At 40.1% G+C, this 20436-nt stretch carries 10 protein-coding genes; 2 read left to right on the forward strand and 8 right to left on the reverse strand.

Annotated features, from left to right (window positions below; all coding sequences use genetic code 11):
- Positions 1-7: 7 nt before the first annotated feature.
- From N8A89_RS09605 to N8A89_RS09615, 3 genes are all read right to left on the reverse strand, one after another.
- On the reverse strand, positions 8-1147 hold the full coding sequence (locus N8A89_RS09605) for a T9SS type B sorting domain-containing protein (protein ID WP_281542070.1): 1140 nt from the start codon (positions 1145-1147) through the stop codon (positions 8-10).
- 8 nt (positions 1148-1155) lie between these two features.
- The gene (locus N8A89_RS09610; RefSeq protein WP_281542071.1) at positions 1156-3498 is read right to left on the reverse strand and encodes a DUF7151 family protein; all 2343 of its coding nucleotides are present in this window, start codon (positions 3496-3498) and stop codon (positions 1156-1158) included.
- A 148-nt stretch (positions 3499-3646) separates the two neighbouring features.
- Entirely contained in the window at positions 3647-3943 is a 297-nt protein-coding gene (locus N8A89_RS09615; protein ID WP_281542072.1) for a hypothetical protein, read from the reverse strand.
- A 136-nt stretch (positions 3944-4079) separates the two neighbouring features.
- Here N8A89_RS09615 and N8A89_RS09620 point away from each other — a divergent pair, with 136 nt between their 5' ends.
- Positions 4080-5093: a GntR family transcriptional regulator gene (locus N8A89_RS09620; protein WP_281542073.1), complete on the forward strand. Its 1014-nt coding sequence runs from the start codon at positions 4080-4082 to the stop codon at positions 5091-5093.
- Here the strand turns inward: N8A89_RS09620 and N8A89_RS09625 are convergent.
- From N8A89_RS09625 to N8A89_RS09645, 5 genes are all read right to left on the reverse strand, one after another.
- Complete coding sequence (locus N8A89_RS09625) at positions 5090-6406, reverse strand: vanadium-dependent haloperoxidase (RefSeq protein WP_281542074.1); 1317 nt, start codon at positions 6404-6406, stop codon at positions 5090-5092. The two genes, N8A89_RS09620 and N8A89_RS09625, sit on opposite strands and share 4 nt — an antisense overlap.
- Positions 6403-9915 (reverse strand): VCBS repeat-containing protein, encoded by a 3513-nt coding sequence (locus tag N8A89_RS09630; RefSeq protein WP_281542075.1) that lies wholly within the window; start codon positions 9913-9915, stop codon positions 6403-6405. Before N8A89_RS09630 ends, N8A89_RS09625 begins: the two co-directional genes overlap by 4 nt.
- Positions 9912-13436: a VCBS repeat-containing protein gene (locus tag N8A89_RS09635; protein ID WP_289644234.1), complete on the reverse strand. Its 3525-nt coding sequence runs from the start codon at positions 13434-13436 to the stop codon at positions 9912-9914. The genes N8A89_RS09630 and N8A89_RS09635 overlap by 4 nt, the downstream gene beginning before the upstream one ends.
- 107 nt (positions 13437-13543) lie before the next feature.
- A complete protein-coding gene (locus N8A89_RS09640; protein WP_281542078.1) occupies positions 13544-15073 on the reverse strand; it encodes a RagB/SusD family nutrient uptake outer membrane protein in 1530 nt (509 codons plus the stop codon).
- A 33-nt stretch (positions 15074-15106) separates the two neighbouring features.
- On the reverse strand, positions 15107-18214 hold the full coding sequence (locus N8A89_RS09645; protein ID WP_289644235.1) for a SusC/RagA family TonB-linked outer membrane protein: 3108 nt from the start codon (positions 18212-18214) through the stop codon (positions 15107-15109).
- Between the two features lie 451 nt (positions 18215-18665).
- Between N8A89_RS09645 and N8A89_RS09650 the strand changes: the two genes are divergently transcribed.
- On the forward strand, positions 18666-20429 hold the full coding sequence (locus N8A89_RS09650) for a glycoside hydrolase family 36 protein (protein ID WP_281542081.1): 1764 nt from the start codon (positions 18666-18668) through the stop codon (positions 20427-20429).
- Positions 20430-20436: the final 7 nt, after the last annotated feature.

Genomic DNA, 20436 nt, shown 5'->3' on the forward strand with positions numbered 1-20436 from the left:
GTTTTGATTATTCCCGTTGCAGATATAAAAAGCCCTGCATGTTAAGCTCTTCATTGTTTAGATGCACCAGATAATAATAAATGCCCTGTGGTAATCCGGCATCCCTATTCAAGGATGGAATATTAATGCCTGACATGCCCGTAAATTCATTGGTATAGTTTTCTACTTCAAACACTTTTAAACCGTTACGATCAAAAACCATAAGCTTGTTCTGCCGGTAATTTTCGAGTTCAGGGATATATAGGAAATCGTTGAGCCCATCATCGTTCGGTGTCAATATATAATTATATCTTTTGTTCGCAAGCGGGGCCGTTCTTTCCACTGAACCAAAAGTCAGGACTTCGTATTCGTCTGGGATAAAATCTTCTGAGGTTACCCACCCTTCGTATATAGTTCCGGTAATTTCCGATGCTCCAAGGTCCACCCACTCCTTCTGTATTTTATGATAGCCTATTACGGTAATGTTTTGGGTTATGGAGCTTAAGGCCAATAGCGAACTTCTATTGTCCCAAATTAAGCTGACCGAAACCGGCGAACTACCCCGAAGCTTCCAGAATTCATTCTGGCTTATGGCAAGTATGTCACTACCCGAATTTCTATTATCGGAATATTGGGCAAGTGGATTCTCAAAGAAGTAAGCACATTTAAAGACCGTGTTATCTGCGCTAGTTTTTAAGGCTAATGGGCGGAAATAGAACGCATCTCCAACTGGAAATATGTAGGATTCGTTGACCGTGCTTTGTGCAAAGCCGTTTATCTTAGAAAAATTAGATTCTCCTTGATAGGTCGCTCGATTGCCAAGTTCCAGAAAATTATATTCTTGGTCCCTATCGGTTGCGATATTCCCATAAATGAAATTCATGTGGTTGCTTACGCTAATCGGTAATTCTAGGAAAACGCCTTCCTCATTGGCAATTTCTAAATCATATATATTCGGAATAAAGGACCCGGAAAACGAATACGAAGTAGTCCCATAAAAGCCTACCAGACCAGATGATGCAAACAAGCTTCCGTCATTTTCAACTGCGGAATAAAAACCCAATTGGGCGTTTTCGTGGATTTCCAAGTCGCCGAAATTGCGAACTTCTTGTCCACACAAAAGTGAGGATAACAGAACCATTAAAAGCGTAAAATATTTATTGTTCATCAATCATTTTATTCTAGGACAGTAAATGAAAAATCATGGTTGGAGCTAGCAGGCATGCCTAACGTATAATTTCTCATATTTACCTCAAAGTAAGTAGTTGTTTGAGCATTTACGTAAAGGGAAATATTGTCGGTAGATGTTTTGTGTACGGTTAATTGAACTACATAATTTGAACTTGCCCTAGATTCACTAAATTCTATTCTATACTTACCGGTACTTATAACAACTATGTTTGTAATACCAAAGGAAGAATTAACAACTCCTGTTGAAGAATCAAACTTGCCATAGGCTTTAATAGGATTGTAAGAATACGCGCCGCCATCTGTTCCCACGGAGATACCGTTATTGGTATTGGCACTTATAACGTTCACGGATTGTGAAGCTCCATCTTCGCTATTATGAGTAATTACACCTGTACTTATATTCTGTGCAATTGATGTTTTGGTTTCGGTAATGCTTCCACCCGAATTGCTTAGGGTTATGGTGTTTCCAGATTTTGATAAGACTTGGATTTCGTTGGATGCGTCAGCATCATCATCATCCACATTTAAGACAATCGTATTACCCTCGGAGATAGAAATGTTTCCCGGTGAATTGTTTGTGCTTAGCGTTTGGTCATCCGTTGCGGGATTTCCCTGTGGTCCTTGATCGCCTTTGTCACCCTTGTCTCCTTTCGGACCATTGGGCCCGTTATCACCTTTGTCCCCTTTACAATCCAACGAATTAAAATTACCATCTCCATTGGTATCTTCCGAGGGGTCATTGGTGCCATTTTCGTTGGTATCCCAACAGTTCATTCCATTAGCGCCATTTCCTCCATTACCTCCATTGCATACATATTCTGTGACATCTATTTCACTAGCTTCAAGCGTACCGTTGCTGTTGTCATCCAGTCCACTATCAACACGGATACCTCCATTGGTGCAGTTAGCACCAATAGGCTCATCTGTGCTTACTATTAAGCTGTTATTGCCATCTTCTCCATTGGTTCCATCATTACCTGAAGGACCCTCAGGTCCAGTTTCACCCTGTATTCCCTGCGGACCTGTATCGCCAGTATCTCCTTTTGCGCCTTGAATCCCTTGCGGTCCTTGCGGACCAGTTTCCCCCTGAATTCCCTGTGGTCCTGTTGCCCCAGTATCGCCAGTATCACCCTTTTCCCCCTGTGGACCTGTTGCGCCCTGAGGTCCAGTTTCTCCCTGGATGCCCTGAGGCCCTGTTTCTCCGGTATCTCCTTTTTCTCCCTGTATTCCCTGTGGCCCAGTTTCCCCTTGGATTCCTTGTGGACCTGTTGCCCCAATATCGCCAGTATCACCCTTTTCTCCCTGAGAACCTATTGCACCCTGAGGTCCAGTATCTCCGGTATCTCCTTTTTCTCCCTGTATTCCCTGTGGCCCAGTTTCCCCTTGAATCCCTTGCGGTCCTTGAGGACCAGTTTCACCTTGAATTCCCTGTGGTCCTGTTGCCCCAGTATCGCCAGTATCACCCTTTTCCCCCTGTGGACCTGTTGCGCCCTGAGGTCCAGTTTCACCCTGAATTCCTTGTGGCCCAGTTTCTCCGGTATCTCCTTTTGCACCTGGTATTCCTTGAGGTCCAGCTTCGCCCTGCACTCCCTGTGGGCCCGTATCTCCGGTTTCTCCTTGAATCCCTTGGGGTCCTGCTGCTCCGGTATCTCCAGTGTCCCCTTTTTCACCCTGAATTCCTTGCGGTCCTTGAAGTCCGGTTTCCCCTTGAATGCCTTGAAGTCCTTGTGGACCAGTATTTCCGGTCTCCCCTTGAATCCCTTGCGGTCCTTGCGGACCAGTTTCTCCCTGTATTCCCTGTGGTCCTGTTTCACCTTGTATTCCTTGCGGACCTGTTGGGCCTGTGTCTCCTGTATCACCTTTTTCACCTTGTATTCCCTGTGGTCCAGTTTCTCCCTGAACTCCTTGGGGTCCTGTGGCACCTGTATCGCCAGTTTCACCTTTTTCACCTTGTGGTCCGGTTAAATCACTAGAGGTGAAATCAGATCCATCTGCATAATTGATGGTGAAGGTTCCATCGTTATTATCGACAAAGGAAAACATACCGGAATTGGAGTCGCACAAGCTTACCCAGTTCGTACCGGTATAAGAATGAACACAGCCGGTATCGGTATTAAAGACCATCCCTCCGGATAATGGGGTCAAAGAAAGCATTTGGGTGGTAGTCACCCTGGTAAGTACCAATACTTTGGTTGTACTTTCCAATTCTAGTAGCGAAGTGTCATGTATGGTGCTGACATCATCACCTATCTTAACTTGACCATAGGTAAAGGATCCTACGAAAAAAGCTAAAACAGTATAAAAGATTGTAAATTTTGAGAATGGCATATGACCCAATTATGAGCTAAATATGGTCTGAAATGCATAATCCTAAGAATTTTTGTTGTAAAAGTGTAGGAAAAGTATGTAAAGTTAGTAGGAAAAGATGTTTAAAAATTTCAGTTCCTGCTTCTTGTTAATTTCAAAAGGCTCATAATCAAATCCTTTTATCGATTACTTTTATAGGTTTTTGGCCCAATTTGGACGCCTGAAGTATTTGAATTTCTTTCAACGTGGTCAGTTCAATTTTAGGAGAGATACGGAGTTTGGACCTAAAATGATTCTTAATATCGCTCAAAAGTTGATTGGACAAACTTATGGAGGCTATCTTAATTTTTATTTCCTCCGTGCCAATTTCGTTGTGGTAAATTTCAATAATATGGTTCAGAACTTCGCTAAAATCATTTAACAAATTATCCATTGCCGGAGGATATAAGGTCGTGGGTAGTAACATAAGTATTTCTATTAAGTATAAGGAATGATTTTATTCGTTTGGATTAATTGAAACCGTTATTCGCTGTTTATCAGTTATTTCGTATTATTATGGAAAGGATTCCTCAAGTTTAATTGCTACTTCATACATTTGACACATGTCATTAATTCAGAAAATTAAGCAGTTGGAGCGGGTTAATACTCTTTCAAAGCACGAGCAGTTGGTTCAAGGAATAATGGAAACTATAGATGCTGGAGATTTGAAAATCGGAGATCAGTTACCGTCTATAAATGCCATGGTCGCGGAATTAGGTTTTGCTAGAAAGACTATTGTTAAGGCCTATGAAGAACTTAAGGATAGGGGACTTGTAGAATCTAAGCGATTAAAAGGGTACTTCATCATAAGTCAGGAAACCAAAGTAAAGTTAAAAGTGGCCTTACTGCTATTCGCTTTCAAAAATTTTCAGGAGGAGTTCTATAATACTTTTCGTAAGGAACTTGGAAAACGATTTCAGATCGATGTATTCTTCCATCACAACAATGTTTCGGTTTTTGAAACCATTTTCAATAATATTAGCGGTAAATATGGTATGTATGTGGTTGCTCCGATACCGGATATTTCCATTAAACCATTATTGCTTAGTATTGAACCCTCTAAATTATTAATTATAGACCGTTACTTCTCGTTGCCTGAGACCTATTCCTATATTTCACAAGTTTTTGAGGACAGCATGTACAGTAGGCTTGTGGAGCTATTACCTAAAATAAAGAGTTATAAAAAGATGTTGTTGATAGCGTCAGAGGATAGTTACTATCCGCAAGGGACTTTAAAAGCTTTCCAAAGGTTTTTGGATGATTTTGACGTGAAAGGTAGTATTCAGCATAGTTATGTTAGGGGCACTTTAAGGAAGAGAAACCTTTACTTTTTTATAGGAGATAGTTTTCTTTGGGAGGTTTTAAAAGATTGCAGAAGCAATGAATACATTGTTGGGAATGACGTGGGTATATTATCTTGTGATGACCATATTGTTAAAGAAATTGTATTTGGTGGTATCACCACTATTTCTACGGATTTTAGGGAGATGGCTGTAAAAGCGGCTAATTACGTGAAAAATCCTGTTCTCACCCAAGAAATAATGGCCATTGATCTTATAAAAAGAAACTCGCTCTAAAACTTTAGACTATTTAATACAAATTCTCCGACGTTCCTTCCTTGTTCCACTCCCAATTCTATGGCCGGTTTATAATGTATTCCGCCATAAAATCTACTGATGGCAGCCTCTTGGGAAGCTTCAAGAAAGGAATTATAGGTTCTAGTAGGCAATCCATAAGGTACCTCTGTAGAATCTGTGAATTTATAGTTCTCTCCAATCAATTTGGTTAAGACTGTAGCGGCGGCGGTTGAGGCAACACTATGACCGGATGTGTGTTCAGGAAAAGCAGGGGTCTGTAATAAAGGTTCCCAATTTGGATCAATGTAGTTATTGATGAAGGTTTCTGGTCTTGTAAGACTACTTTTATATTTTTGATCCCAACAGCTAATAAAGGCATCTGCAATTGCAATGCTGGTTTGCGCTAAAATGGCGTGTTCTTCGACTATGCTTTTATTTTCAGCTTCCAAAACCTGTGCTGCAATATGAATCCAATGTCCACCAGGGGATATCTGTTGTTGAAAATACATGACATGACCTTTTGTAGTGGATATGTTTGGATTGCAATCCCAGAATTTGGCAATTTCCAATTGTTCCGGCCGTACTTCCAGAACAGCTTGATAAACTGCTCTAGCCTCGTTGAAAAATTGTGAGTCTTCATCAATTTCAAATTCTGTTGGGAGACCAGGATCAAACTGACCAGCGGAATCCAAGACAAAAGGTTTTATGGTATTCCAATGAGGTTCTATAGCCTCCATGTAATCTGGTGGGGTAGGGCGCCACCTACCCGGGTCATCGCTTACGCTATATCTAGGTAATGCAGTTCTCCTTAGGTACCCATCTTCGCTTGCTCTTGCCAATACACTTTCTGCAATTGACTTGCCCAGCTCAACCGAGTTATCGTGGATATCCTTATCAATACCAATTTCTTGAACTTCAGAAATCAAATCCATTTGTAATTTTTCCATTCGCTCTAAATCAAAGACTAACTTCTTCGCAACCTCCGTAAATGCAATCAAAGAAGTCAAGGGATAATAATAGGTTCTATTAGGGTCCGGTGTGGGTATGGAATCCAGATGGTTAAGTTGACCGGCCAAACTTAATTTTTGAGGCTCCATAAAACGGATGCCTTCGTAGGCCGCAATATTACTGTAAGCATAAATTCTACTGGCAACGGGTGGAGTAAAAATATCGGCTACGATTACATCGGTCAGCTTACGGTTATAAAGCATTATCCCATCCTCAAAATAGGCGTCCAATGCTGCCTGGTTATGAGGCGCCTTGCAAGCAAAAGCAAAGAGTATGCAGAGCAATCCTGTAATCGATTTCTTCATTTGGAGTAAATTATTTTTTTATCCCCTTTATAATTGATGGCCTGTATTTCCTTTATATTGTTAGTTATCGTTAGCCTTCTTGAACTTTGTGATAAATAACCTGTGCCACGGGAAAATTCTTGCTTTCTTTTTTCACCGTTTTCATATAATATGTCCACGTAGATCACATCGTCTCCTAATCGCACAGTTCTTGAATAATTATTTAGGGCAAAAGTTTTCAACGGACCGTTATTGTTTGCTGAAATAATTAAGGTTCTACCTGAATCATTTTTGAGTTTAGCAAGCCCGCTACCATCAAAATTATTAAGAAAACCACTTTCTTCTAGCGATAAATTGTTAAAAGTGCCATCTCCATTTCCCATCAGAATACTACCCAATAGGGCATCATAACGTCCGGTGGCTACTTCAGTGCCATAAGAATTTCCGGTTAGGGCAATATCTAGATTGCCGTCTTCATTAAAATCTTCTACAAGAATCCCTTCAATAGGTGCTAATTGCACTTCCAATGGCAACCCTTTCAACTTAAAGCTCCCATCACCTAAATTTTCCATATAAGAACTTTTGAACAAATGGCTCTTTACAATATACGCCTGTTCAATTTCTTCAGGAAGAAAGGATTCTTTAAAGGGTGTCTTTGCATAAGATTCATAGGTCTTGAAACGTGACCTCATAGCGTTGATTTGACTTATGATTTCATCCCTAGAATGTGCTAAATAGTTTTTCCCTTCTATGTAATAACACATAACCGGATCTATCCTTCCGTCTTTATCATAGTCGCTTGCATAAATGCAAAGCGGTTCATCTGCAGTTGCCTTAAATTTTGTATTTAGTCCAAGGTTCCCTAGGATATAATCTATATCCCCATCATTATCAAAATCTCCTCCGGAGATACTGTTCCACCACCCTTCCGTATGTTCTAATCCTTTGGGATTTTGCACATGTTTCAGAGTTCCGTTGTCATTATGGAACAAAGTAATTGGCATAAACTCGCCCACAACGATTAAATCCAACCATCCATCATTATCGTAATCCGTCCAGTTTGCAGCCGTAACCATGGTCAAATTATCCCAGCCGTCTATTCTGTTCCCTACATGCACAAAAATTGGTTCTTCCCCTTTTACTGTTCTATTTTCCAATAGAAAGCTTTGTACGGGGAGAGGATATTTACCTGGACTTATTCTTCCACCAACAAAAAGGTCTAAATCACCATCTTTGTCAAAATCGGAAGCCGTTACCAGAGAACCACTTATGCTGGGCAGCAGCATAATTTTTGGTTGAGTAAAATTTCCTTTGCCGTCATTCATATACAGTCTGTCTTGATAGACGGAAGTGTCGGGTGCGATTAGTACGCCACCGCTAACCACATATAAATCTTGGTCTCCGTCATTATCTGCGTCAAAAAACAGACTGCCCATATCTTCCTTCTCAAGGTCAAATCCTAATTCCTTCACCGTAAAATTTCCATTTGCTTCTTGCGTATATATTTGACCCGACTGCTGGGTAGCTCCACCTACAAAGAAGTCATCCAACCCATCATTGTTAATATCGGAAACGGAAATACCTGGGCCATTACGGGAGTGCATATGTGGAAGTATGGGTTGCAGTTTAAAGTCTACCATATCATCTTCCTGATGTTTAAAAGAAATCCCCAAACTGTCCGTCACATCACTGAACAGAACTTCTTTAGATTTCATTTTCTCTACTGGTGAGATTATTATCCCAGCATCTTTTTGAGAAACCATTATAGTTTGGTTGGCTCTAACATTATTCAGGATTTGTATGGAATCATCTGGCCATTGAATTTTTATACGCTCGATAATGGAATCTTTACCCAACCCGAAATGTGCTGTCGGCTCCACACTGGATTCATAGCCCCTGCTTAAATAATGTTGGTAGTGTTGTGTATTATTTCTTGAACTTAACTCTATTTTGGTCCCGATACCGTTGTGATTTCCAGGTTTACCTTTGAGTTTGATTTTTAAAAAATGATTCTTCTTCGCATTGTTTTGATAAACAAATGCTTTTTGGTTGACATTATTGACTAAAAGATCCAAATCTCCATCATTGTCCAAGTCCGCATAGGCGGCTCCATTGGAACAACTGGCATCTACTATTCCCCAATTTTCAGATACTTTTTTGAAGGTAATTCCACCTTCATTTTTATAAGCATAGTTTACAAGTTTAGCAGGCGGTAAATGGGTAATTGATTCTAATTTTTGTTGAATTTTTACTTCCCTTTCCCCCAAAGGATTATCGTAAATACCCTGATAATGAATGTAGTCCAGATTTCCTAAATCTCTTAAAAAACCATTCGTAATGTACATATCCTTGTATCCATCATTATCATAATCCGCCAAGAGTGCGCTCCAACTCCAGTCTGTACTACTTACTCCGGCCAAGTTCCCTATTTCGCTAAATTTGCCTTCACCTTGATTAAGCTGTAAAGTGTTTCTGCTGTACTGCGGGTCATAACCTGCCTCTAACATCAATTGAAACCGATCATATCCGGTTGAGGAGATTATTAATTTTTGTCTTTCGTTGTCTTCCGGACGCATATCCAAGACCATTATGTCAGGCTTGCCATTGTTGTCTATATCGGCAATATCATTGCCCATTCCGGCATAGGAGGTATGGTTTATGTGCTTAGAGATCTCATCTTTAAACGTGCCATCTTTTTGATTAATATACATGATATCATTTCCTATAAAATCGTTGGAGACGTAAATATCCGGCCAATTATCATCATTGATATCTGAGATGCCAACTCCCAGACCATAGCCCTCGACTAAGATGCCAGCTTCCATAGATACATCCGTGAACGTACCGTTGCCGTTATTCTCATAGAGCCGGTCGTTGCTTATAGATTCTCCGTTCAGTTTTCTTGGAAGGCTCGTATTTACTTGGTACTCGTAGGCCGCCGGGTTAACTAAAAGATACATATCCAAATCATTGTCCTTGTCATAATCAAAAAAAGCAGCATGCATGGATTGCCTGGTATCGGCAAGGCCATATTCTGCGGCTTTTTCTGTGAAAGTTATCTGCCCGGAACCCTCTGATGGACCATTGTTAATATAGAGCATGTTAGCACGATTTTTGACATCACCTCCGCCAGATACACAGACGTAGATATCCAGAAAACCATCTTGATTTATATCGACCATGACCGCTCCAGTTCCCCATTTGTTATCCATGAGACCTGCCTCTCTGGTCACCTCTCCAAACTGCATATCCCCCTTATTCAGATACAGACGACCCGAAACCATATTCCCGCTAAAATATACATCTACAAGTCCGTCGTTGTTAACATCGCCAACTGCTACACCAGCACCGGTATAAATGTTCATAAATCCAAAAACGTTTACACTATCATTTTCCTGAATTTTGTTGTTGAAATCAATTCCGGTCTGAGAAGCGTCCAAAAGTGTAAATTGCCTAGACTCTTGTTTGTTGCAAGATGCTAAACCAGTCAAAACAATGAAGATGCAGATGTGTAAAATCGATTTTTTCATTTTACTGCAAGAATTTCAGTTTCATTTCCCGAACTGTCTCCTATGATGACTGATTTTGCCGTAGACGGAATTAAAAGAGATCGACTAGAGCTGGAGAGATAGCCCGACCCATAGTGAAATTCTATTTTTTGTTTTTTGTCATTTTCTAGCGTAATAACTGCATAGATGTCATAAGGCATAGGTCTATAAACATTATTGTCAGGCCTTAAAAATGTATGTGTTTTTAACATCCCGTCATTGACTCCGGTTATGATCAATTCTTTACCGCTGGTAATGAGATTGGCAAGTCCTTTAGCGTCTTCCTGAATGTAAAATCCACTTTCTCTTACATCAGAATTCGTAAAATTCCCCTTTCCATCTCCTATCATTAACCATCCAATGGAAGCATCGTACCGGCCGGCAAAAACTTCTCCACTATAAAAATTACCAACAGCTAGGATGTCTAAATTCCCATCTTTCGTGTAATCGCCTACAAGCGTACCGTAGATAGGTGCCGTTTGTGCAAACAGTGGCAGGGGTGTCAACGCAAATTTTCCACCGCCTAAATTTTGCAGGTAGCTGCTTTCAAAGGTTTCGCTTTTAAGAATGTAGGCATCACTAATCTCATCTTTTAAAAAAGACTCCTCAAAAGTGGCATTGGCATAATCTGAATAGGTCTTGAACCGACCTCTCATGGCATTAATCTGATCAATAAGATCATTACGGGAGTGCGCAATGTAATTTTTTCCATCAACGTAATAACACATGACAGGGTCTATTTGACCATTTTTATCGTAATCTTTGGCATAAATACATAGGGGTTCTTGTGGGCTTGTTCTATACCGACTGTTCAAACCTAGATTGCCCAGAATGTAATCTGTATCACCATCATTATCAAAATCACCTCCTGATATGCTATTCCACCAACCTGAAGTATGATTCAGACCCGTCTCTTCTGTAACTTCTCTTAATTCGCCCTTAATATTGTGAAATATACGTACGGGCATAAATTCCCCCACAACAATTAAATCTTGCCATGTATCGTTGTCATAATCTGTCCACAAAGCTGAAGTAACCATGCCCAACTCAGAAAAAATACTTTGTACATGTTGGGGGTCTTCTATAAACACAAGTTCTCCAGAAGCAGAATTATTTTGGAGCAATACGTTTTTAGTTTGTAATGGATATTCACCGGGACGAACTCTTCCGCCAACGAACAGGTCTAAATCCCCATCCTTATCATAATCGCAAGCAGAAACTACCGATCCGCTTACAAAATTAGTTGGTAATGCTCCCTCGATTTTGCTGAAATTACCTTTACCGTCGTTCTCATACAATCTGTCTTGATAATACTGATGGTTCACCCCAAACGAAGAACCACCACTAACTACATATAAATCTTGGTCCCCGTCATTGTCCGCATCAAAAAAGAGACTGCCCATATCCTCAGATTTAAAATCTTTTAGGATTTGTTGGTCGAAGCTGCCCGCGGAATTTTGAATGAACAAGGCTCCTTCCTGTCCGGCCGCGCCACCTATATAAAAGTCCTCTCTTTTGTCACCATTAACGTCCGCAACCGAAATACCGGGACCGTTCCTTGAATGCATATGGGGTAAGAGCGCTTGGACTCTATAATCCACAAAATCATCCTCTTCATGCTTAAAATCTATTCCTAAACTATCCGTTTGAAAAAACAAAGGCACAGAATCAGCATTGTATGTAATTTTGATAGCTTTTTCAATACTCTCCTCTTGTTTTAATACAATCTCTTTATTCGTTTCCAAATCATATAATTCCTGAATTCTTCCATCCGGCCACCTTACCTTCAAACTATCTATTATAGTCTCCGTTCCTAAACCGAAATGAAGTGATGATTCCACAGTGGATAAATAACCTCTAAAAGGAGTAAGGTATTGTTTTTGGGATACTCCGTTGTAATAAATGACAACTTCACTTCCAATTCCTTCCCGGTTAGGCTTGTCACCTTGAAATTTTACACGCAAGTAGTGGTTAGTATCGTTTAGCTTCGTAGTATTTTCAAATAATCCTGCAGGGTCATCTATATTGTTGACGACCAAGTCCAAGTCCCCATCATTATCCAAGTCCCCGTAGGCCATACCATTGGAGTAAGTCGGCTCTGTAAAACCAGCTTCTTTAGAAATATCTTTAAATTGAAGGTTGCCCTTATTTTTGAAGAAATAATTCGTTTTTTTTATACCCTCCAATTTATTCAGGGCTGCAAGCCTCTCTTTTTTATTGGCCTCTTCGGTACCCATTGTTAAGGCTTGATTGCCGTAAACCATGAAATCTAAGTTGGTAATATCTTGCCTATATCCATTCGTTATACAAAGATCTTTTAACCCATCATGATCAAAATCTGCCAATAGCGCGCTCCAACTCCATTCGGTAGCGGAGATGCCGGACAGCTGGCCTACTTCGCTAAATGAACCGTTTCCGTTATTAATTTGTAAGGTATTTCTAATGTATTGCGGTTGATATCCGTTTGCCAAACCGCTTTGGAATTCGTCGTAATTGTTGCCCATCATGGTCAGCTTCCAACGCTTGTTATCGGGAGGCAACATATCCAATACGACTACATCCATTAATCCGTCGTTATTTATATCTTGAATATCGTTCCCCATACCATTGAATGTCAAATGTTTGAAGTAATCGGCAATCTGGTTCTGAAAAGTTCCATCCTTTTGATTGATATAGAGAAGGTCATCCGTTAAAAAATCATTAGAAACATAAATATCCGGCCAACCGTCCGTATTCATGTCACATATCTCAACACCTAATCCAAAACCCTCAATTAGGATACCTGCTTCCTTGGAAATATCCGTAAAGGTTTCATCACCATTGTTCCTAAACAGCTTATCCATAGATGGGGCTTTTCCGCTTCTGTCCTTTGGGCGAGAAGTATTCCTATTAAAATCCACCAAGGCGTTGCTCAGTAAATAGAGGTCCAGGTCACCATCTCTATCATAATCAAAGAAATTGGCTTGTACAGAGTAACTATCATCCGCCAGACCCCAGGACTCAGCTTTCTCCTCAAATATTAATTGGCCATCAATAACTCCTTGATTAATAAACAACAAATTTTTACGTGCTTGTGAACTGGAGCCGCGCGGACCACCCCTGGACACATAGATATCCTTTTTGCCATCTTGATTTATGTCCACGACCGCAACGCCGTTGGACCAATTAGCCGAACCGGTTCGGGAGGATTGTGTTATATCTTTAAATTCCCAGTTGCCAAGGTTCCTGTACAGTTTATTACTTACCATATTTCCGGTAAAATAGATATCCTGTAGCCCATCATTGTCAAAATCGGCAACTGCTACCCCTGCACCATTGTACATGTATTCAAAATCCAATACGACCAAATCTCCATCTAGGTCCAGGTTGTTGGCAAAGGTTATACCGGTCTCTTTTTTAGATTTTTTTTCAAATAGGGTAGCATCTCTTTCTGAACATGAAAAAAAGAAAAAGTTCGATAAAATTAGTAGCGCGAGCAGATAGATTTTCTCTTTTTGGAGCATAGAACTAATATACTGACTATGGGTTAAACAAAAGGAATCCAATCTGAAAAATTGATTGGATTCCTTGTAAGCCGTTTGAAATACGGAATTTATAAGAATGGATGTGTTTAGTATCCTGGATTTTGAGTTAAAAGCCCGTTAGAACGATCTACCTCAGATTGTGGAAAAGGGAATACGCGATAATTATCGTTCCAAGTTGAGCCAAAGATAGTTGGTCCAAGGTCCCATCTTACGATGTCGAACCAACGATGAGGTTCGAATGCCAGTTCTACCCTTTTTTCCTGCATCATGGCCATTAGTAAATCACCATCAGCCGCTGTAGTAGGAGCAAGGCCAGCTCTGTCCCTAATATCATCTATTTGAGTTCTTGCAACTCCTAAATCTCCACCACCTCTAATTAAAGCTTCTGCGTAGAGCAGCTTTAATTCGGCAAATCTGAACCATCTTTCATTATTAAAATCTGCTTGTTGATTAGGTGCATGGTTTGCCGGAACTGTATTTGTTTCACCACGATACTTTTTCAAAGTTAGGTTCGTAGAGGACCATTCTGTATCATATGGCAACGAAGTAAACGTTGTAAAATACATATCGCCTTCTTCATAGAGTATAGTTTGTTTTCTGCTGTCGCCATCCTCAAAGGCATCGAGTAAATCCTGAGTAGGTGCCCACCAGCCCAGTTTACCACCAGGGGCTCCATTTCCTGCATCCCAATACCAACCTCTGCCGGTTCCTTGTGATGCTTTAAAATTTTCTGAATGTGTATCATCAAATACCCAGAGATTATCGTCAGATTGGGGGCCACCATACTGCACTTCGAAAATGGACTCGGAATTGTTTTCGTTTTCAAATGAAAATACATTTTCGTAGTTTGGAACAAGGCTATATGGGCCACTGTCCACAACCCTACCTAATGCCGTAATCGCAGGACCCCAGTCTTCCTTGAAAACATTTACTTTTCCAATAAACGAAGTTGCGGCCCAGGATGTCGCCCTTCCTGTATTCCCTGAGTCCCAAGACTCGGGAAGTCCCGCTTCCGCAGCTGCAAAATCACTTAGAATTGCTGTATAAAGCTCATCTTGGGTAGCGTTCGGCAAAGCCAAGTTATTTATGTCGGTAAGCACCTCTAATGCAATGGGAGGCGTGCCAAAGAGTTTAAGTGCTTGGAAATGAAACCATCCCCTTAAGAATTTTGCTTCGGCTTCCAATACCGATTTGTCTTCTTCCGTTAATTCATTATCGCCATCCAAATTGCTGAGCACTAGGTTTGTTCGATATATACCTTCGTAAATTTGAGTGTATACGGCCGCATATGGAGTATCTGCCGCTCTTAGCTGCAAATTATCGATATCTATGGAAATCTGATCTCCAGCTGCCGTGACAGGATCAGCTGTAACGTCATCTGTAATCACCATGGACAATTTCCAAAATTCACCTCTTTCGGAGAGTGTTTCGGTACTTGTTCCCCAAAAATCCTGAATGGAAGAATAGGCGGCAAAAATTGCGCCGTCGAAATCACCTCTGGTATTATAGAAGGAATCAATGGTTATACTATCCAAAGGTTGTAAATCTAATTCATCAGTGCACGAGAATATTGTCATCGTACATAAGGCGACAAGAAATAAAATTTTACTTTTCATAATTTCTCTTTTATATTTTAAAATAACAATTTTTTAATTAAAGCTTACGGACCAACCTAATTGAACTATCCTTGGCAAGGGAGCCTGTCCGTCATCTTGCCCTGTGGCAAGTGGATTATTACCCTTTTGGAAACTTTGAGCCCGTCCAACTTCCGGATCAAATCCGGAATAGCCGGTAAAAGTCGCTAAGTTCTGTACGCTAAGGTAAAACCGCATATTGGATACAAAATCCCCAGTCCAGCTTTGTAGCTTATCTTGAGGTAACGTGTACCCCAATTGGATATTCTGAATCCTTAGATAATCTGCATCTTCTATAAAACGATCAGAAACCCTGTTGTTTCCATTTGGATCCCCAGCTGCCAATCTTGGATTTGAACTTGAGTTTGTCGAACCTTCACCGTTCCATCTATTTAAAACTGAGGTACTAAAGTTATTGGTTCCCGTCAAACCTTCCAAGGCGATTCTGGATGAATTAAAAATTTGTCTGTCTCCTACACCTCTCAGCAACATGGAAAAATCGAAACCTTTATATGCAGCCTGAAAATTAACCCCGTAGAAAAATCCTGGATACGGACTGCCTAAAATGGTTCTGTCATTGGCATCTACTACGCCATCACCATTAACATCAACAAAACGGATATCACCTGGAGACGGAGTTCCATTTGCATCAGGTAAAGCCGCTGCAACTTCGGCGGCGTTTTGGTAGAGCCCATCGGTTTTATATCCAAAAAAGTGCCCAAGGCTTTCACCTACTATTGTTCTATGTGAACCAGCGCCACCGACGCCTGAAATAATTTGTTCTACGGGACCTAAACTTTGTACAACGTTTTTTACTGTTGTTAGGTTACCACCTATACCGTATTCAAAATCACCAATTCTATTCTTGTAGTTCAATGCCAATTCTATACCAGAGTTGGTTATCTCACCCGCGTTGGTCGGAGCTGGTAAGAAAAACCCGCTGGCGAAGGGTAATGGAAGTTGTACTAATGCATCTTGATTGGTTTTTTTGTAATAATCAAACACCCCTGTAATCTTACCCTTTAGCAAACTAAAGTCCAGACCAATATCAATTTGTTTGGAAGTTTCCCAACCAATTGATTGGTTAGCGAAGGTTGTTGGAGCGGGACCTACTACTGTGCCTTGACCATCGCCTATTACATAGAAAATATTATTGTTAAGCGTGGTCAAATAAGGAAAAGTATTGGCTGTCCCATCGCCCAAGTTTTGGTTTCCAAGTTCGCCGTATCCAACTCTTAGTTTTAAGTCATCTATGAAATCGTAATCACTCATAAAATCCTCCTGTGAAATACGCCAACCTACTGATATAGATGGAAAAACATCATCCCTGAAACCATCAGCAAATTTAGAGGTTGCATCCCTACGAACATTGACAGTTGCTAAATACTTTCCTTGGTAATTATAGGTTATACGACCTATAATACCCTGTAAAGTCCATAAATCAGCTTCGTTCGCCCCGGCTACGGCCGTACCACTAGCGGCAAAATTATCATTAAAAAGATTCCTTCCCTGTAGTCTAACTTTATTAAATCTAAATTTTGTTTGTTCAACCCCAATCAATGCTCCAATATTATGGTCTCCAAAAGTTTTGTCATATGAAAGTGTTGCACCCGTGGTTAGGGTAAATTCAATTGGTCTCGATTGCACTAATAAAGATTGCCTTTCTGAGTTTCCATCCAATGTAGTTGCTGCTTGGAAGAAATCACCGGAGCCTACATTATAATCAATTCCTATAGAAGGTCTTAATTTTAAGTCGTCTATGATTTCCAGTTCTCCGTAAAAATGCCCCAATACTTTTCTGTTCTGAATGGTAGTACTGTTTATTCGTTCATCAGTTAGTAAGACATAATTTGAGCCACTTGCCCCTCCTAAAGTGCTTGGATTTGCTAGATTATAGCCGAAGGGTCCATCACCGAATACTTCAAAATAAGGAGCGTTCAAAGCCGCATTGAAACCGGCGTTCAATGCGCCTTCGCTCTGCGTTAATCTATCGCTCTGGCTAATTTGCAAAGATTCACCGAATTTTAGTCTTTTACCTACCCTAAATTCCGAATTCGCCCTTAAGGAATATCGTTTAAATGACTGTGCTCTCTGAATACCTTCATTGTCCAAAATAGATCCGGAAATATAATACGTTCCATTTTCACCACCTCCACTAACACCAACATTGTGGTTTTGTACAAAGCCATTCTGAAAAATAGCATCTTGCCAGTCTACGGTTGGCTGACCACTAAATTGTGAAAAATCCCTACCAAGCTCACTTTGTATATCTATAAATTGTTGAACATTAAGCACATCTAATTGATCTCTCGCAGAGGCAACGGATGCGTATCCGTCATAGGTCACTTTAGGGTCTCCGGCAGAACCTTTCTTAGTAGTTATGATTATAACACCATTTGCGCCTCTTGCACCATATATAGCAGCTGAAGCCGCATCTTTTAAAACATCTATTGTTTCAATATCACTGGGATTAATACTGGCTAATGGGTTCGAATCTGTAGTCGATGAAGTGTTTACGGTAATGTTGTTGGTGCCAACTAACGGAACACCGTCAATAACATAAAGCGGATTGGCATCTGCACTCAAGGTTCCAACACCACGTATATTAACACTAACGGGAGCGCCCGGATCACCACTACGGTTCGTTATGTTAACACCCGATATGGTACCCGCCAATATCTGGTCTGGACTTACAATAGGCTGTTTGATAATTTCCGCAGCGCCTATTGAACCCACGGCTCCAGTTAAATCCGCTTTTCTTTGGGTGCCGTAACCGACCACGACGACCTCGCTCAAAGCTTCGGTGTCCTCTTGCAGGGTCACGTTAATTGTTGTCCTACCGTTAATGGCAACTTCTTGTCTGGCATAGCCTACGTAAGAAAAAACCAAGGTGCCATTGGAATCTTGCACGTCAATGGTATAGTTGCCATCAAAATCGGCGACCGTTCCATTGGTCGTTCCCTTGACCACCACACTAGCACCGGAAAGGGGTCCAACATTGTCACTTATAGTACCTGAAACGGTAATTTGGGCGATTGCTGAACTTGCTGTAAGAAATGAAAGGAAAACAAATAGGATTGTAATAATTTTCCATCCACTTTGCTTTTTAAGATTGTGTTCCATAATCGGTTAGTTTAAGTTAGTTATTCTCGTAAGAGCTATGTACAATAAAGAAACGTACTGTTTCAAAACTGTATTATGATACTCTATGCTACAAACAAATGTATGCATTAAATCTACTCATAGGTTGATTAAAAATAAAAAAAAATCTCTATTCTTTAATTTAATGGTAGTTAAATTGTTGGTCTTTTAATTATATTGTTAATTAAACACAGTATTCATATATAATACTTGCGAATATTTAATGTCATTAGTAATTCACAACGGGTTTTTAATTATTTTTACAAAAATAGCATAGTATATAATAATTAAGTTGAGTTAGTTGTTTTCTATCCTAGAATTTGAAAGCCGAGTAAAAACATTTGCTTGGCTTTTGTTAATTTTAAATTATTAGTTTGAATGGATTTAGGTATTTTTTCTTTGATTTGTTTTTTATGAACATAATATTAGCCATATGGCAGTAAGTTTTGAGGTGGAAAATGGATGGAATGTTCAGATAGTAAACGATAATCCAAATATTGAAACTAAAATTACCGAGGTTCACCATGAAAAGGGAGTCACTATCCTTGATTTTAAGATAATAGGACAATTATTCGTTCCTTGTGAGACGATTAGTTTGAAATGGAAAGTACCTGGGATAAACGTAAAGGGAATTTGGAAACCAACGGCTGATTTCAACAAAAGGATACAGGCAGATTGGGAATTGCTACAAATGGAATCAAGAATATCCATAAATGCTCCTGTAATTTGTCTTTTCGGAAGCCAGGATGAAAATATTTTCACTTTCTCGTGCTCCAATGCCATTGATAGACTTGAAATGAACGCAAGTTTACGAGAGGAGGATAATTTGATTTACTGTAATATCACTTTTTTTTCGGAGCAGCATTATCCTTTAGACGGGTTCAATGCCCAATTAAGATTAGATTCAAGAAGTGTCCATTTTTCCGAAAGTATCAGGGATGTCTCCAGATGGTGGGAATCTTTTAAAAACCTTCAGCCCGCCTATGTTCCGGAGATAGCGAAAAAACCGGTTTATTCTACATGGTACCAATTTCACCAAAATTTAGAGCCAGAATTACTATTAAAGGAATGTAAACTGGCTAAAGAAATGGGATACGAGGTAATTATTCTAGATGATGGATGGCAGACAAAGGATTCTAACCGAGGGTACGATTTTACGGGAGATTGGCGCCCGGAACGTATTCCAGAAATGGGAGAATTTGTCAAAACAATCCACGACCTAGGAATGAAGGTAGCACTATGGTACTCGGTTCCTTTTTGTGGGAAAAAATCTAAGGCCTATGAGAAATTCAAAGGAAAATTTTTAACCGAAGAGCACAGATGGGCACCTGTTTTTGATCCTAGATATCCAGAGGTACGGGAACACCTTATCAATATATACACCAGTGCTGTTAGGGATTGGAACCTGGATGGCTTTAAATTGGATTTCATTGATGATTTTCACTGGTATGAAAACACTTCCGGTAGAATCGAAGGCATGGACTACGATTCCATAAATACGGCAGTTGACAGACTACTTGCAGATACTAAAAATGCCCTAAAGGAAATAAATCCAGAAGTAATCATAGAGTTCAGACAAAAATATACGGGTCCGGCGATGCGTAAATACGGGAACATGTTCCGGGCTTTTGACTGTCCGGGAGATGCCACTATGAACAGAGTGCGTATTACCGATATACGAATGTTGGCCGGCAACACTGCGGTACATTCGGATATGATTACTTGGCATCCAAATGAGCCCTTGGAGATTGCTGCGTTGCAAATGGTGAATACTCTATTTGGAGTTCCACAATTATCGATACTACTCAATAAGGCGAGACCATCTTACATCAAAATGATCAATTTTTGGACAACATACTGGAAAACCTATGCCGATGTTTTAGTCAATGGATATTTTATGCCTTCAAGACCACTTGCCAATTATCCGCTGCTCGAGGTCTCCGATTCGGTTTATCATATCATTGGGGTTTATGAGGATTATGTTGTGCCTATTAAAAATGATAGGTCAAAGATTCATATTATCAACGGTAAAACAACCCAAAGTGTAGTCCTGAAAATTTTACAGGATATGGGGACTTATCAATGTGAAATTTTTGATTGTCAGGGTAAACCTAGAAGTAATGAAAAAATAGAATATAGGAAGGGGTTACTGGAGATTTCAATTCCACCTTGCGGAATTATGATAGCAAAAAAATAACTAAGAG

Origin of the sequence: Maribacter aestuarii, assembly GCF_027474845.2 — a bacterium.
In the GTDB taxonomy this organism is placed as follows: domain Bacteria; phylum Bacteroidota; class Bacteroidia; order Flavobacteriales; family Flavobacteriaceae; genus Maribacter; species Maribacter aestuarii.

Bases quoted from the DNA above. Each gene is read 5' to 3' on its own strand.
- N8A89_RS09650 (WP_281542081.1), top strand. From the start codon at position 18,666: ATGGCAGTAAGTTTTGAGGTGGAAAATGGATGGAATGTTCAGATAGTA.
- N8A89_RS09635 (WP_289644234.1), bottom strand. From the start codon at position 13,436: ATGCTCCAAAAAGAGAAAATCTATCTGCTCGCGCTACTAATTTTATCG.
- N8A89_RS09625 (WP_281542074.1), bottom strand. From the start codon at position 6,406: ATGAAGAAATCGATTACAGGATTGCTCTGCATACTCTTTGCTTTTGCT.
- N8A89_RS09645 (WP_289644235.1), bottom strand. From the start codon at position 18,214: ATGGAACACAATCTTAAAAAGCAAAGTGGATGGAAAATTATTACAATC.
- N8A89_RS09615 (WP_281542072.1), bottom strand. From the start codon at position 3,943: ATGTTACTACCCACGACCTTATATCCTCCGGCAATGGATAATTTGTTA.
- N8A89_RS09610 (WP_281542071.1), bottom strand. From the start codon at position 3,498: ATGCCATTCTCAAAATTTACAATCTTTTATACTGTTTTAGCTTTTTTC.
- N8A89_RS09620 (WP_281542073.1), top strand. From the start codon at position 4,080: ATGTCATTAATTCAGAAAATTAAGCAGTTGGAGCGGGTTAATACTCTT.
- N8A89_RS09640 (WP_281542078.1), bottom strand. From the start codon at position 15,073: ATGAAAAGTAAAATTTTATTTCTTGTCGCCTTATGTACGATGACAATA.
- N8A89_RS09630 (WP_281542075.1), bottom strand. From the start codon at position 9,915: ATGAAAAAATCGATTTTACACATCTGCATCTTCATTGTTTTGACTGGT.
- N8A89_RS09605 (WP_281542070.1), bottom strand. From the start codon at position 1,147: ATGAACAATAAATATTTTACGCTTTTAATGGTTCTGTTATCCTCACTT.